This window comes from Thermoflexus sp. (assembly GCF_040289485.1).
GTDB lineage: Bacteria > Chloroflexota > Anaerolineae > Thermoflexales > Thermoflexaceae > Thermoflexus.
The window spans coordinates 1-14869 of record NZ_PSLG01000022.1; the positions used below are offsets into that span (position 1 = coordinate 1).

The window sequence follows — 14869 nt, forward strand, 5'->3', positions numbered from 1 at the left end:
CGAAGAAACCGTCCAGCGCCTCATCGAAGCCCAGGCCCAGTTCGAACAGCGCCTGACCCGCCTCGAGGAAGCGATGATCCGGGCCGAGGAGCGCCTCACTCGCCTCGAAGAAACCGTCCAGCGCCTCATCGAAGCCCAGGCCCAGTTCGAACAGCGCCTGACCCGCCTCGAGGAAGCGATGATCCGGGCCGAGGAGCGCCTGGCCCGCCTGGAGGAGGCCTACATCCGCATCGCGGAGGAGGTGCGACAACTGACCGATGCCCTCCGGCAGATGGAGCGGCGCCTCGAGGGCATCCAGAGCAACCAGCGCGGCCGTGAACTGGAGGAGCGCTACCGCACCCGCCCTCACCGCTTCGACAGCCTGGTCGAGGACCCGCAGATCGTGGCGCCCGCCGAGGTGGCCCGGCTGCTCCGCGCCGCCCGGGAGGCGGGGCGGCTGACCCCGGGGGAAGCCTACGAACTGGGAGAGACGGATGTGATCGTGCGCGGACGCCCGCTGCGGGGCCAGGGAACGGTCTACTTGGCGGTGGAGGTCTCGGCGACCATTGACACAGACGATGTGGAGCGAGCCCTGGAACGGGCACGCCTCCTGGAGCGGGCGCTGCGCCGCGGGCGGCGGCGCCTCCAGGTCTGGGCAGTGGTGGCCGGGCCTCAGATGCACGCCCGGGCGATGGTCCAGGCCCGCGCCCTGGGGGTATGGTGGCTGAAGGACGGCAGGGCGCTGGCGCCCGATCAGATCCCGACCGCCGCCCCCGAGTCGGAGCCGTAGGAGGACCCGGCGATCCCTGGCTCCCTGCGCCGCGGGGATCTCACCCCGGCCACGGGACGGGTTGGAAAGCGGCGACGCACGGGGGGCCGAAGGCGTATTCGAGCGTCCGGCTGGTCAAGTTGGCGATCGCCGACCACAGGGTGGCGAAGCCCGGGCGGTGCCCACAGACCGGCGCGCTGTGATCGCTGAGCGCCTCCTGAAGCCGTTCGCGGGGCGGTTCCGCCCCCGTCCGGATCCGGCGCTCCAGCGCCTCCTGGCGCAACATGGAAGGGCGAGGATCCCGAGCCCCGTGCCACCGCCGCAGCGCCGGATGCTCATAGTGATTGGTCACCACCAGCAGTCCCTCCTCCGGCTCCCGGACGGCCTGGCCTTCCGGATGGATCTCCACCGCGTAGCCCCGATGGGGGTCAGCGATGAGCAGGTTCAAGGGAAGCCCATGCGGCATCCGGAGCAGAAGGTCCAGCGCCTCCTCCGCCGAGCGGCAGCGATCCAGAAGGATGCGGGGAATCAGATGGAAGGGGATCCCGGGCCGGGGGGGCGTCTCCTCCGCCATCACTGCGTGGAGGGAGACGAACAGCCCGGCCTCGTTGACGCCATCGTAGCGCCCGCCGACCAGGCTGCCCATCATCCCCACGGAGGCCAGCCCGCCGACCGGCCGCAGCCAGATCAAGTCGCGGCCCCGCTGCAGCAGGAGGAAGTCATAATTCCGCCCCACCCAAAGGGCGCCGCCTGGGCCCCGCCACATCACTGTCGAGCACCCGAATCGGCGGGCCCGCAGGGAGGTCCGGCAGATCTGGGGCCAGAGCACCTCCAGATTCAACCCCTGGGCGGCCGCGTAGCCGGCATATTCCTCCAGAAGGCCAGGATGCCAGCGGGCCACCCACTGGCGACACGCGGCGGCCAGCGCCGGGTCGGGAGGCGGAGGCCACCAGAACGGCCGTCGAAAGGGCGGCCCCAGACGTCCCAATTGCTCTCCGATCTCCCGGTAGGTCCCCTCAAGTTTCAGGAAACGATAGGGGGAAGGAGGACGTAACACCTCGCTCATGGCGCGGATCCCCGCAGCGCCCGCAGCGCCGACAGCTCCTCCTGGGTCGGCGAGGGGAGGACCTCCAGATCGGGGGAGACCCGCAACGGCCATCCGGTCCGCTCCCGCACGGTCTCCACCGACACCCCCGGGTGAACGGCCGTCAGGATCAGTTCCCCCGACGCGTCCGGCTGGAGAAGGCCCAGGTCCGTGATCACCGCGGCGGGCCCTTTCCCGATCAGCCCGGCCCGCTCCCGGGCGTCCCCGCCCTCCAGGAAACCCGGCGCGGTGCAGAAATCACACCGTTCGGGGAAACGGCGGGGTTCGTGGGGCATGATCACATAGAACCGCCCGGCCCATGCCGCGATCTCCGCCGCGCCGCCGGACCCCGGCAGGCGCGCCCGAGGGCGTCTGTAGTTCCCGATGACCGTGGCGTTCAGGTTCCCAAAGCGATCCACCTGGGCGCCGCTCAGAAAGCCTACATCGATCCGGCCGCGCTGCAGGTAAAAGGCGAAAAGATCGAACATGGGGATCACGGCCAAGGACCCGCTCACCAGCGCCGGATCGCCGATGGAAAGCGGCAGGCGACGGGGCCGGGCGCCGATCACCCCCGCCTCGTAGATCAAGATCAGATGGGGCGCGTGCAGACGCCGCGCCAGGTTGCACGCCAGGTTCGGCAGCCCGATCCCCACGAAGACCACCTCGCCGTCCCGGAGCATCCGGGCGGCCGCCACGATCATCATCTCTTCCGCTGTGTAGCCCCCTCCCACCGACGGCCCCCTGTGGTTCCCCACGCGCTTCGCCGGGTCCCTCCCTGAACCTACGACGAGGGCGCCTCCTCCGGGATCACCGTGAAGGTGTGGATCTGATTCTGTCGCAGCGCGTGGATCTGCAGGGGACGCCCGGGGGGCCAGTGGGCCAGGAACCGGTGCAGTTCCCCCAGGCTGCGCACCGACTGCCCCCCGATCCGCACCAGGATGTCGCCCTCCCGCAGCCCCCCCCGCGCGGCCGGGCCCCGCGGCTCCACCTCCAGGATCTCCAGGCCGACGGCGGGCTGGCCCTCGCCCCCCAGGGCCAGCGGCCGCAATTGCACCAAGAGACCCAGATAAGACCGACGGACGCGCCCTTCTTTGATCAGCAGGGCCGCGACCCACTGGGCAGTGTGGCTGGGGATGGCGAAGGCGATGTTCTCCGCCCCCAGGATGGTGGCCACACAAACCCCGACCACCTCGCCCCGGCTGTCCACCAGCGGCCCCCCGGAGTTGCCCGGGTTCAGGGCCGCATCGGTCTGGATGATGTCCTCGATCACCCGCCCCCCCGGCCCCTGCAACGCCCGCCCCAGACCGCTGACGATCCCGGCCGAGACCGTGAACTGGAAACCCAAGGGGTTGCCGATGGCCACCACCAACTGCCCCAGCCGCAGCCGCGCGGAGTTCCCCAGCCGAGCGGCCGGGAACGGGCCCGCGTGCTCCACGCGCAACACGGCCAGGTCGGTGACCGGGTCTTCGCCGACCAGACGGGCCGGGAAGGTGCGGCCATCGATCAGCGTGATCTCGGGCTGGCGGATATGGCGCGTCACATGGCTGTTGGTCAGCAGGTATCCGTCCGGTGTGATGAAAAAACCCGAGCCCATCGGCTCGAAGACGGGGCGGCGCCGTCGGGCCCGCGCCGGCTGGATGCTCACCACCGCCGGGCCCACTTGCTCCACGATCCGGATCACTGTCTGGGAATAGACATCCAGGGGTTCTTCCGCGCCCATGGATCACGCTCCCCCCTCGGGCGCGTCGGGGGTCTTCCCAGAGGCCAACACCCGCATCGCCGCCGCGGCCCATTCCGCCGGGACCAGGACCTCGACACGGGTGGAAACGGGGGCGAGCACCGCGTGGAGGGCCTCATACCGAAGCCGGGCCGGGATCCCCTCGCTGTCCAGCCGGCCCTGGACCAACTGGCCCTCGAGCAGGCTCCCGGCCTCGTAGATCACCACCCAGTCCATGGGATCCGGAGAAGCTCTAGGCGGTCCCGCCGCCCGCAGCGGAGCCCCCCGCCCCTGGTCCAGCCCGACGCAATTGTCCCATCATCTGCTCGAACTGGGCGCGGCTCTCCTCCAGCCATTGGCGGAGTTCCTCCGCCCGGCGCCGGGCCTCCGCGGCTGCCTCCTCCGCGCGCCGGCGCGCCTCCGCCAGGGCCGCTTCGGCCTGAGCGCGGGCCTGCGCCGCCACCTCGCCCGCCTGGGTCTTCAACTCGATGCCCCGCTCCTGCAACAGCCGCCGGGTCTCCTCGCCGGAACGAGGGGCGAACAACAAGGCCACCACCGCCCCCACCAGAGCCCCGGTCAGGAACCCGGCCAGGAAGGCCCCGAACTCCCCATCGCGCTCCCGCTCGGCCATGGCAAGACCTCCCGCCTGAGGGAATGGACCTCTAACGCGCGCGGCCTCGTAGCAAACGGATCAACGCCCGCAGGGCCTGCGTGGCGCCCGCCGCCGCGCTGGCCACCTCGATCGTCGGTCGGACCAATCGCCGGCTCAAGAACACACTGGTCCCATGCACGGTCTCCACCGTCTCCCGGGCCCGGCCCAGGATGGGCCGGACCTCTTCCTGCAGCCAGTCAATCAACCGGAGCAAACGATAGGCCATGAAGAGCAGGATCAAGGACAGCAGGGTCAGCTGCAGCGTGAGGACGATGATCAGGATGTCCCGGAGGACGGCCGCCTGGGCCGGATGGGTGTAGAGGAAGGCGAGGAAGGCTCCCACCAAGGCCCCAGCCCCCAGGCCCAGGAACACCCAGACCACGCGAGGCCAGCGAGGCATCGGACGGATCCGTTTCGGCGAGATCTGCTTGAATTATAACACCCTGGAGGGGCGCGAAAATACCATTGCGGAAAGACTCCCCCGCTGTCGATCGGGAGGGGCAGCCCGCCTCAATTCGAAGACAAGAGGGAAAGCTCGCCCCGGGCCAGGGCCCACCACAGATTGTGCAGAAGGGCCTGCTGGAGCAGGGCCTCGCTCTCCTCATAGTGCTTCTGCAAAGCCTCCAGGGCCGCCTCGAGCTCCGCCATCCGCTCCTCCAGGCGCCGCCGGGCCGCCTCGAGCTCCGCCATCCGCTCCTCCAGGTTCTGAAGGCGGGCGGAGGAGATGAGTATCCATTTGCGGACTGCCCGGAGCAACGCGATGAGGGTCTCGGGATCTATGCTCTCCGGATCCTCCTCCAGACGACGGAACAAGGCATCCAGATCGCCCAGGCCATCGAACGCCATCGAAGCGCCTCCTGTGGTTGGGATCGAAAAGCATCCCCTCGCCGCCCGCAGCCGAGAAGGACGCTCCTTGCCCTGGGCATTGCGCCCTCCTCCTCGCCTGCGGACCTTCCTCAACCCATGATTTTACCCTCGCGGACGGAACCACTCAGGCGGAGGCTCCCAGTTGTCCGGCACCAGGAGGGGACGCAGCCGGCCGGCCGCCTCCGGGGGCCCGATGACACCCAGTTCCTCCAGGCGATCGATCAGCCGGGCCGCCTTCGGGTAGCCGATGCGCAGTTTGCGCTGCAACAACGAGGTGGACGCCCCCCGATGCCGTTTGATGATCTCCAGGGCCTCCCGCAAAAGCGTCTCCTCGTCCTCCTCCTCGCCCTCCGGGCGGCTCACCGCGCGGCCACTCCCGAGCTCCAGCGGCGTGACCATGCCCTCCCACGGCGCCGGTTCCGGCCCCTCGTCCGCGTAGCGCTCCTGCCAGAAGCGCACCACCCGCTCCACCTCCGCGTCCGACACATAGGCCCCTTGCACGCGCACCGGCTTCCCCTGGTCCGGCGCCAGGAAGAGCATATCCCCCCGGCCCAGCAGGGCCTCCGCCCCCGGCTGGTCCAGGATCACCCGCGAGTCCACCGAGGAGGCCACCGCGAAGGCGATGCGGGCCGGGAAGTTGGCCTTGATCAGCCCCGTCACCACATCCACGCTGGGCCGCTGCGTGGCGATCACCAGATGGATCCCCGTGGCCCGCGCCATCTGCGCCAGCCGCGTGATGGTCCGCTCCACATCCACTGGCGCGGCCATCATCAGATCGGCCAGTTCATCAATGAAGAGGACGATGAAGGGCAGCCGCGGCTCCCCGGCGGCCTCCGCCCGGGCGTTGAAGTCGGCCAGGTTCCGAGCCCCCACCGCCGCGAACTGCCGGTAACGCTCCTCCATCTGGCGGGTCAGCCAGCGCAACACCCCGACGATGCGCTCGATCTCCACCTCCACCTTTCCGTAAAGGTGCGGCAGACCGTTCCAGCGCACCAGCTCCACCATCTTGGGATCGATGAGGATGAGGCGGAGCTCGTCGGGGGTGTTGTTGTAGACCAGGCAGGTGATCAGGGCGTTGATGCACACCGACTTGCCGGAGCCCGTCGTCCCTGCGATGAGCAGATGAGGCATGGCCGCCAGGTCGGCCACCACCGGCCGCCCGGCCACATCCCGCCCCAGGGCGATGGCCAACGGCGAGCCCACCCGCCGGAACTCCGGCGAGGCCAGCAAGCCCCGCAGCCGGACCACGTGGATCTGCCGGTTCGGCACCTCGATGCCGATGAGGCCCCGCCCCGGGACAGGAGCCTCGATGCGGAGGGAGGGGGCGGCCAGGGCGAGGGCCAGGTCGTTGGCCAGGGCGGCGATCTGCGCCACCCGGACCTTCTGGCGGCGGACCTCCCCATCTGGCCCCGGGCGCTCGATGTAGCCCGGCAACAAACCGAACTGGGTCACCGCCGGGCCCTGGGTGGCTTCCACCACGCGGGCCTCCAGCCCAAATTGCCGGAGGGTCTCTTCGATGACGGCCGCCTTCTGGCGGATCTCCTCCGGCGAGACCGAAGCCGGCTCGTCCTCCTCCAGCAGGTCCAGGGGCGGCAGACGGCGATCCCGCTGGATCCGGGCCGGCCGCACAGGCGCAGCAGTGACGATCTTCAGGTCCGCCGGCTCCGGCGGGGACGGTCGGGCCGGCTTCGGGCGGGGAGGCAGGGGGACTGGAGGACTGGCCGCCGGAGCCGGCGTCGGGGCGGGGACGGAAGCCGGGGCGTGCCAGCGGGCCGTTGCCAGCGCCAGGCCGCCGCCGGTGAGAAGGATCAGGAGCAGGGCCCCTACCGGCGCCCCCAGCGGGGCCGTCGCCAGCGACCACACCAGCCAGCCCAAAGTCCCCCCGCCCTCGCCCCGCTCCACGATCGTCCAGGGGGTCTCCTCGGTCGTCCACAGGGCCAGCCCATGGGCGAGGCCGAACAGTCCTAGGAGGGCCACATCCAGCGCGAGGACCCGCCAGCCGTTCAAAGCGGGGGCCCGACCCATCGTCCGCAATAGGACCCACAGGCCGAACCCCATCCAGCCCAGGGCGGCTGGCAGGCTTCCCCATCCGAACAGACGGCGCATCAGCCCGGCCCACAGATCGCTCACCCGGCCCGGGGTGAGGCCCGTCAGGGCCAACGCGGAGAACACCCCCAGGCCGATGAGGAGGAACGCCAGGCCCTGACGCTCCCGGCGGCCGAACGTCGGCGTGCCATACCACCGAGGCGGGCCCAGCCGTTTCACCCACTCCGGGATCGATGGGGTGCGGCCGGCCGAAGGCCGCCTCCGAGCAGCGGGCTCCGACCGGGCCGGTCGCGCATGGACCGCTCGCGCGCGTCGTTTCATCAACCGCTCACCCGCTCCTTACCCTTCCGCCCGGCTCACGGCGAAGGGCCATCGATGCCGCGCAGGCTGAGGCCGATGCGCCGGCTGGCCGGATCGACGTGGAGGATGCGCACCCGCACCGATTGCCCCTCGCGGACCACCTCCCGTGGGTGCCCCACCGGATGTTCGTTCAACTCGGAGATGTGGAGGAGGCCTTCCACCCCCTCCTCCAGGCGCACGAAGGCGCCAAAGTGCGTGACGGTGGTCACCACGCCCTCCACGATCTGGCCCACCCGATAGCGCTGGGCGACCGTCTCCCACGGATCCGGTCGCAGGCGCTTCAGGGAAAGCTGCACCCGGCGCTCCTGCGGATGGACGTCCAGAATCAACACCTCCAGTTCCTGGCCCGTCTGAACCACCGCGCTGGGATCCGGCACCCGTCCCCAGGACATCTCGGAGAGGTGAAGCAGCCCCTCGAAGCCTCCGAGATCCACGAAGGCCCCGAAGGCCGTCACCTTGGTGACGACCCCGCGGCGGACCTGGCCGGGCCGCAGCTCGGCGAAAAGCGCCTCGATCCGCTCCTCGTCCTGATAGGCCAGGCGTTCTGAGAGGATGAAACGGCCCTCGACCTCATCGACTTCGATGGCGCGGACACGCAGGGATTGGCCCACGTAGCGGGCCAGGGCGGCCCGGCGGGCGGGGCCCTCCAGGGCGTTGGTGAAGCGCAGCAGATGGGAAGCCGGGACGAAGCCTCTGGGCAGCCCCTCCGCCCGGACGATCAGCCCCCCCCGGTTATAGCCCACCACGGTGACCGCGAAGGGCTGGCCGGATTCCAGATAGCGCCGGGCCGCACGCCAATCGGGCTCGGCCCCCTCCAAATCGCGGGGGCCGGGCATGGGGATCGGGCGCCCGCGGCCCATCCCCAGCCCCTCCCAGACCTCCTCGGGCTCCGCGGCAGGGGCCGGGGAGGCGGCGAATTCCCCTTGCTGCATCAGGGCCATCCAGTAGCCCTCCGAGGGAGGGACATGGCCGGGCTCTGTGACCCGCATCGATGGCTCCTCCTCCGCTTCGGCATCGAAAGGCCTTGCCTGACAGTCATTATAGCCCTGGGCGCGCCGGGAGCAACCGGCCCGCCATCGGATCCGCCGGGCCGGCCCCCGCGTATCTTTTTACAGAGCGCATCGGGAGGTGGGTTATGGGACGCTCCTTCAGGCGATGGCTGGAAAGTCTGCGTATGGAGGAGATCGGTCCGGGATGGTCCGCGTGGGGGATCTCGCTACGGGCCGGCGGGCTGGGCGGGCTGGCCGGCGGCGGGGCCATGGCCCTGGTGGCCATCGGCTACGGCCTTCTCTCCGGGAAAGGCCTGTGGTTCCCTGTGAACCTGATCGGCGCCACCGTGGTCCGGGGGTTGCAAGCCGCGCCGCCGGAGGCGCTGGCCGCCTTCCATCCCGCGGCCTTGGTCGCCGGCCTAGCGCTGCACCTGATCCTCTCGGTCCTCTTGGGGGTGCTCTACGCGTTGCTTCTGCCCACGCTGCCCGGATCCCCGCGGCTCTGGGCCGTCCTGGTCGGCCCGCTGCTCTGGCTGGGGGCCACCTGGGTCGTCCTTCCCATCTTCAATCCCATCATGGCCCGGGAGGTGGACTGGCCCTCCTTCGCCCTGGCCCATGGGGTCTACGGCCTCACGATGGGGTCGATCGTCGCCCGGGCCCTTCGAGCGCCCTCCCCCCGCTGACGCTGCGGGTTGTCCCCAACGATCCTCCCGTCTAAAATACATTCGATGCCCCTGCGGACGGTTCTGCCCCCGGACGACGCCGGGCGATGCGGCAGGGCGAGTCCTCTGGGCAGAGCGCCCTCGAGCACGCAGCGACGATTTCCCGATTCAGGAGGTGGCATGGCCAGCCCGACGCGACGGATCAGCCGCGCGGCCGGACCCAACGGCGGGGAGGCGGTGGCGGCTTACGATGCCAGCCAGATCCAGGTCCTGGAGGGCCTGGAAGCGGTCCGACGCCGCCCTGGGATGTATATCGGCTCCACCGACATCCGGGGCCTGCACCACCTGGTCTATGAGGTGGTGGACAATGCGGTGGACGAGGCCCTGGCCGGGGTCTGCACCCACATCCTGGTCGAGATCCTGGAGGACGGCAGCGTCCGCGTGATCGACAACGGCCGCGGCATCCCTGTGGACATCCATCCGCAGACGGGGCGGCCGGCCCTGGAAGTGGTGATGACCACGCTGCACGCGGGGGGGAAGTTCGGAGGCGGCAGTTACAAGGTCGCCACCGGGCTGCACGGCGTCGGCGTCAGCGCCGTCAACGCCCTCTCCGAATGGTTAGAGGCGGTGGTTCAGCGGGACGGCTACCGCTATCGTCAACGCTACGAGCGCGGCCGCCCGGTCACCCCCGTCGAGCGCGTAGGGAAGGCCGATCCCCACAACTGGTATGGCCATCCCCGCTTCCCGCCGGCGGACCACGGGACCCTGGTGCATTTCAAACCGGACCCCGAGATCTTCCGCGGCGGGGTCGATTACAAGTTCGAGACCCTAGCCCAGCGCTTCCGGGAAATGGCCTTCCTCACCCGGGGGCTCACCATCACCCTGGTCGACCACCGCGAGGACCGCGAGGTCACCTTCTATTTCGAAGGGGGGATCCAGTCCTTCGTCCGTTACCTCAACCGCAACCGCCAGCCCCTCCACCCCATCTGGCACGTGGAGAAAACCGTCGGCGACATCCTGGTGGAGGTGGCCCTGCAATACACCGACGCCTACAACGAGGTGGTCCTCTCCTTCGCCAACAACGTCAACACCGTAGACGGCGGGACGCATCTGACAGGGTTCCGGTCGGCGCTGACCCGCACCCTGAACGACTACGCGCGCAAGGCGGGGCTGCTCAAGGATAGCGACCCCAACTTCACCGGGGAGGACGTGCGGGAGGGCCTCACGGCGGTCATCAGCGTCAAGCTCCCTGAGCCCCAGTTCGAGAGCCAGACCAAGAGCAAACTGGGCAACGCCGAGGTGAAGGGGGCGGTGGAATCGGTGGTCGGCGAGGCCCTGGGCCGCTGGCTGGAGGAGAACCCGCGGGAGGCCCGGGCCATTATCCAGAAGTGCCTGACGTCGGCCCGCGCCCGGGAGGCCGCCCGCCAGGCCCGCGAACTGGTCATCCGCAAGAGCGCCCTGGAATCCATGACCCTGCCGGGCAAACTGGCCGATTGCTCAGAGCGGGACCCGGCCAAGGCGGAGTTGTTCATCGTGGAAGGGGATTCAGCGGGGGGCTCGGCCAAGCAGGCCCGCGACCGCCACTTCCAGGCCATCCTGCCCCTGCGGGGCAAGATCCTGAACACCGAGCGGGCCCGCCTGGACAAGATGCTGGCCAACGAGGAGATCAAGGCCCTGATCTCGGCCATCGGCACAGGGATCGGGGACCAGTTCGATCTCTCCCGGCTGCGGTATGGGAAGATCATCATCCTGGCCGACGCCGACGTGGACGGCAACCACATCCGCACCCTGCTGCTGACCTTCTTCTTCCGCCATATGACCCCGTTGATCGAGAACGGCCACGTCTACATCGCCCAGCCCCCCCTCTACCGCATCGAGGTGAAAAAGACCCATGAGGTCTTCTACGCCTACTCCGACGCTGAGCGCGACGAGATCTTCGCCCGCCTGCGCCGGCGCGGGCTGGACCCGGCCGATGAGCGCCAGGTGATCACCCAGCGCTACAAGGGCTTGGGGGAGATGAACCCGGAGCAGCTGTGGGAGACCACCATGGACCCGGCCCGCCGGATCCTGCTGCAAGTCACCATCGAGGACGCCGCCGAGGCCGACCGGGTCTTCGAGATGCTGATGGGGGCGGCCGTGGAGCCCCGCCGCCGCTTCATCCAGGCCCATGCCCGCGAGGTGCGCAACCTCGACATCTAAAACCCCCTTCCCTAGGTCCCCAGCGGGGCCGCGTCTCATGGGCGGCCCCGCATCTTATATAAATGTGGAGGTGCTGCCTTCTCATCCGCCCGACGACATCGGTGATTCCCCTGAACCGCCTCGGAGGCTCTACGGATCCGCGTCCGATTTTTGGGACATCTGTCCCCCAAAAATCGGGGCGACAGCCCCTACCGGGTCCGCCCCCTTCTGCTTAAAGTGGGAAGCGGAAACACTTTGGAACAGGAGGCCTGCGATGGAGCGCCTGGCGCGGATCTGGTTGTTGGTCATCCAGATGGTGATCGGCTACGAGTGGCTGCGTGGCGGCCTGGAGAAACTGGAGACCGGCGGTCGCTTCGTCCAGGCCCTGCCGCAGACCCTGGCCCGCTTCGCCGAGAAGAACCCCTATCCGTGGATGAAAGCCTTTCTCACCGGGCCGGCCACCGCCAACGCGGCCCTCTTCGGCAACCTGGTGCAGTGGGGCGAGGTGCTGGCCGGCCTGGGCCTGATCGCCGGCGCCCTCTACCTGCTGTTCCTGGCCGGCCGGCTCAACGGCCTGCTCCGCCGCATCGCCGGGATCCTGGTGGCCATCGCCCTGCTGGGCGGGATGACCATGAACGCCGTCTTCGGCCTGGCCGCCGGCCACACCAGCCCCTCCACCTACGGCATCAACCTGGTGATGTTCTTCTCGCAGCTGGCGCTGCTGGGCTTCTGGGTCGGTGTCATCGTGGAGCGGCTGACTCTGGTGCGGCGCACCGCCTGAGCCGGGAGGCCTGTCGAAACGGGGAGGGGCGAGGCTTCCTCTCGCCCCTCCCTTGCTTTCCCCCCTCAGACCGGCTACCATGAGGCCGACGTGCCCGAAAACCGCCCCCGGCCCTGTCGGCCGAGGGGATGCCCTCCCGGAGGCGTCCTATGCCTTTCCGTGTAGGCCCTACAGAACTGGTGCTCATCCTCCTGCTGGCCCTCCTGCTGTTCGGCCCCGGGCGCTTGAGCCACCTGGCCCGGGAGCTCGGCCAGAGCATCCGGGAGTTCCGGCGGGGGTTGACCGCCGAGGAAGAGAAAAAACCCGAGGAGACGCCGAGGGAACCCCCCACTGCTCCCCGCGGATAAGTCCGGGGAGGGATCGATGCGCACCCTGGATGAATGGCTCGAGGAAGCCGCCGCCTTCCACGGGCACCTCTGCCCCGGCCAGATCCTGGGGGTCCGGATGGCCCTCTTGGGCTGTCACCTGCTCGGCCTCGACCCAGAGGACCCCAGCGACCGCCGTCGCCTGATCGTCTACGTGGAGATCGATCGGTGCCTGACCGACGCCATCGCCACCGTCACCGGCTGTCGGCTGGGGCGTCGCACCCTCAAGCCCGTGGACTACGGGAAGGCAGCGGCCACCTTCGTGGATACCCGAACCGGGCGGGCGGTGCGGGTGGTGGCCCGGGACGACGCCCGCGAGGCCGCCCTCCACGGGGCCCCGCCCGGCCTGAGCCGATCGGCCGCCCAGCGTCACGCCTACCGGATCATGCCCGACGCCGAGTTGTTCCGGGTCCAACCGGTGCAGGTGACCATCCCCCCGGAGGACATGCCAGGCCACCCGCTGCGCCGGGTGTTCTGCGAGGTCTGCGGGGAGGGGATCAACGACGGCCGGGAGGTCTATCGGGACGGCCGGGTCCTGTGTCGGGCCTGCGCCGGGGAGCCTTACTACCGGCCAGCCCCCGCCAACGCCCTCACCTCGGCAACCACGGGCTCAGCGCCGTCACCGAGGCCGTGATGGCGGCGACCGTCAGGAGCCACAGGGGCCACCCGGCCCGCAGATAGTCCGACGGCCGGTAGCCGCCGGCGCCCATCACCAGGGCGTTGGCCGGATGGGCGATGGGGGTCAGGAAGGCGGCGGAGGTGGCCAGCGCCACCGCCAGGGCCATCCCATGGGGCGGCACCCCCCACAGGACGGCGGCCCGCAGGGCGATAGACCCCCAGACCACCGCGGTGACCGATGCCGAAAGCACCTGGGTCAGCAGGGCCGCCACCCCGGTGAAGATCAGCACCCCCATCCACGGCGAGGACCCTCCGGCCCATCGCAGCAACAGCGCCCCCAGCCCCTCCGCCGTGCCGGTGCGGGCCACAGCAATCGAAAGGGGAAGCAGGCCGGCCACCATGAACACTGTCGGCCACTCAACGGCCCGGTAGGCCTCTTCCATTGTCAGACAGCCCAGCAGGACCATCAGCACCGCCCCGGCCATGGTGATCTCGGCCACCGAGCGGGCCGAGAGCATCGAGGCCAGCATCACCCCCAGCATGATCCCCACCGCCGCCGGACGCCGGGAGCGCCGCGGGGGCTCGCCGTCCATCTGGAGGACAATGAACTCGGGATCCCCTTGGAGCAGGCGGATCCGCTCCCACGGGCCATACACCAGTAAGGCGTCCCCGAACCGCAGCCGCTCATCGGCCAGGCCAGCCCGCAGGGGCTGCCCCTCCCGCCAGAGGGCCAGGACCTGGAGGCCATACCGTTCCCGGAATCGCAACTCCCGCAGGGTCCTGCCGATGAGGGTGGTGTGGGGGGAAAGCAGGACCTCGATCAGGCCGACTTCCCCAGCCTCCAGGATCTCCGGGGATGCCATCTGGGGAAGTTTGCGCAGCCCGAGCGTCCGGACCGCCGCCTCCAGGGCCTCCGCCGAGGCCGGGGCCACCAGGAGCACATCCCCTGCCTGCAGGGCCTCCTCCGGGGGCGGGGAGAGCAACAGGCGGCCCTTCCGCCGGATCCCGATCACCGTCAACTGGTAGCGGGAGGCCAGGTGGCTCTCCCCCAGGGAGATCCCACAAAGGGGCGAGGCCCCCTCCACCACGACCTCCACCAGGTCGTCCTTCAGGCCATACTGTTCGGCCAGTTCCCGGTTCAGCCGGTGCATGCGCATCAGTTGCCCAGCCGGGAAGCGCTCAGGCAGCGTCCGCCAGGTGAACCCGATCACCCAGGCCAGCCCCAGGGCGGCCGGCAGCAGGCCCACGACCACGAAGTCCAGCATCGTGAGGGGGCGCCCCTGGATGTCCCGCAGGATCCCGCTCAGCAGCAGGTTGGCCGTGGTGAAGAGGGTGGGCATCCCGCCCAGCAGGGCACCGTAGGCGATGGGCAACAGGATCCGGGAGGGGGCCAGTCGGATGCGCCGGGCGGACTGGGCCGCCAGCGGCATCACCACCGCCGCAGCCGTCACCGAGTTCATCGTCATGGAAAGGAGGGCCGCCAGCAAAGTCATCGCCGCCACCAGGCGGGCCGGCGAATCCCCCGCCCACCGGCTCAGGCGCTCCCCCAACGCCTCCGAGACACCGGTCCGGTTCAGGCCGGCCGTCAGGATGAACAGGGCGATGAGGGCGATGACCGCCGAGCGGCTGAACCCGCTGAAGGCTTCCTGTGGAGTGAGCAGCCCGCTGAAGGAAAGGCCCAACGCCACGATCAGCGCGGCCAGGTCCGGCCGCAGCCGGCCGCTGATCAGCAGGCCGGCCATCGTCAGCAGAAGCAGCCACATCCAAGCCGCCGAGACCGGGAGCACGCTTTCTCCCCTTGC

General features: G+C 69.9%; 16 protein-coding genes. 6 read left to right on the forward strand and 10 right to left on the reverse strand.

From position 1 onward, the window contains the following. A partial coding sequence (locus tag C4313_RS05535; RefSeq protein WP_352428873.1) for a hypothetical protein occupies positions 1-769 on the forward strand: 769 nt, incomplete at its 5' end. A 40-nt stretch (positions 770-809) separates the two neighbouring features. Here C4313_RS05535 and C4313_RS05540 read toward each other — a convergent pair. From C4313_RS05540 to C4313_RS05580, 9 genes are all read right to left on the reverse strand, one after another. After that, a complete protein-coding gene (locus tag C4313_RS05540) occupies positions 810-1814 on the reverse strand; it encodes a C45 family autoproteolytic acyltransferase/hydrolase (RefSeq protein ID WP_352428874.1) in 1005 nt (334 codons plus the stop codon). Then, a complete protein-coding gene (locus C4313_RS05545; RefSeq protein WP_352428875.1) occupies positions 1811-2563 on the reverse strand; it encodes a CoA-transferase subunit beta in 753 nt (250 codons plus the stop codon). Before C4313_RS05545 ends, C4313_RS05540 begins: the two co-directional genes overlap by 4 nt. Positions 2564-2613: 50 nt before the next feature. Next, on the reverse strand, positions 2614-3552 hold the full coding sequence (locus tag C4313_RS05550; RefSeq protein WP_352428876.1) for a S1C family serine protease: 939 nt from the start codon (positions 3550-3552) through the stop codon (positions 2614-2616). Between the two features lie 3 nt (positions 3553-3555). After that, on the reverse strand, positions 3556-3786 hold the full coding sequence (locus tag C4313_RS05555) for a putative signal transducing protein (RefSeq protein WP_352428877.1): 231 nt from the start codon (positions 3784-3786) through the stop codon (positions 3556-3558). 16 nt (positions 3787-3802) lie between these two features. Further along, positions 3803-4180, reverse strand: coding sequence for a YtxH domain-containing protein (locus C4313_RS05560; protein WP_352428878.1), 378 nt, complete (start codon positions 4178-4180; stop codon positions 3803-3805). 31 nt (positions 4181-4211) lie between these two features. Next, positions 4212-4601 (reverse strand): hypothetical protein, encoded by a 390-nt coding sequence (locus C4313_RS05565; protein ID WP_352428879.1) that lies wholly within the window; start codon positions 4599-4601, stop codon positions 4212-4214. Between the two features lie 110 nt (positions 4602-4711). Further along, entirely contained in the window at positions 4712-5047 is a 336-nt protein-coding gene (locus C4313_RS05570; protein ID WP_352428880.1) for a hypothetical protein, read from the reverse strand. A gap of 123 nt (positions 5048-5170) precedes the next feature. Beyond that, positions 5171-7333 carry a DNA translocase FtsK gene (locus C4313_RS05575; protein WP_352428881.1) on the reverse strand — a complete coding sequence of 721 codons (2163 nt, stop codon included), beginning with the start codon at positions 7331-7333 and terminating at the stop codon, positions 5171-5173. 137 nt (positions 7334-7470) lie between these two features. Further along, a complete protein-coding gene (locus C4313_RS05580; protein ID WP_352428882.1) occupies positions 7471-8463 on the reverse strand; it encodes a 30S ribosomal protein S1 in 993 nt (330 codons plus the stop codon). Between the two features lie 146 nt (positions 8464-8609). Here C4313_RS05580 and C4313_RS05585 point away from each other — a divergent pair, with 146 nt between their 5' ends. The 5 genes from C4313_RS05585 to C4313_RS05605 all read left to right on the forward strand — a co-directional run bounded on the left by C4313_RS05585 (position 8610) and on the right by C4313_RS05605 (position 13083). Then, positions 8610-9146, forward strand: coding sequence for a hypothetical protein (locus C4313_RS05585; protein WP_352428883.1), 537 nt, complete (start codon positions 8610-8612; stop codon positions 9144-9146). Positions 9147-9305: 159 nt separating this feature from the next. Next, positions 9306-11324, forward strand: a complete 2019-nt coding sequence (gene gyrB / locus C4313_RS05590; protein ID WP_352428884.1) for a DNA topoisomerase (ATP-hydrolyzing) subunit B — start codon at positions 9306-9308, stop codon at positions 11322-11324. A gap of 253 nt (positions 11325-11577) precedes the next feature. After that, a complete protein-coding gene (locus C4313_RS05595; protein WP_352428885.1) occupies positions 11578-12084 on the forward strand; it encodes a hypothetical protein in 507 nt (168 codons plus the stop codon). A gap of 149 nt (positions 12085-12233) precedes the next feature. Then, entirely contained in the window at positions 12234-12431 is a 198-nt protein-coding gene (locus tag C4313_RS05600; protein WP_352428886.1) for a Sec-independent protein translocase subunit TatA/TatB, read from the forward strand. Positions 12432-12447: 16 nt separating this feature from the next. Further along, entirely contained in the window at positions 12448-13083 is a 636-nt protein-coding gene (locus C4313_RS05605) for an FmdE family protein (protein ID WP_352428887.1), read from the forward strand. On the opposite strand, the gene C4313_RS05610 is transcribed toward C4313_RS05605, so the two are convergent. After that, positions 13040-14830 carry an SLC13 family permease gene (locus C4313_RS05610; protein ID WP_352428888.1) on the reverse strand — a complete coding sequence of 597 codons (1791 nt, stop codon included), beginning with the start codon at positions 14828-14830 and terminating at the stop codon, positions 13040-13042. The two genes, C4313_RS05605 and C4313_RS05610, sit on opposite strands and share 44 nt — an antisense overlap. Positions 14831-14869 lie beyond the last annotated feature (39 nt).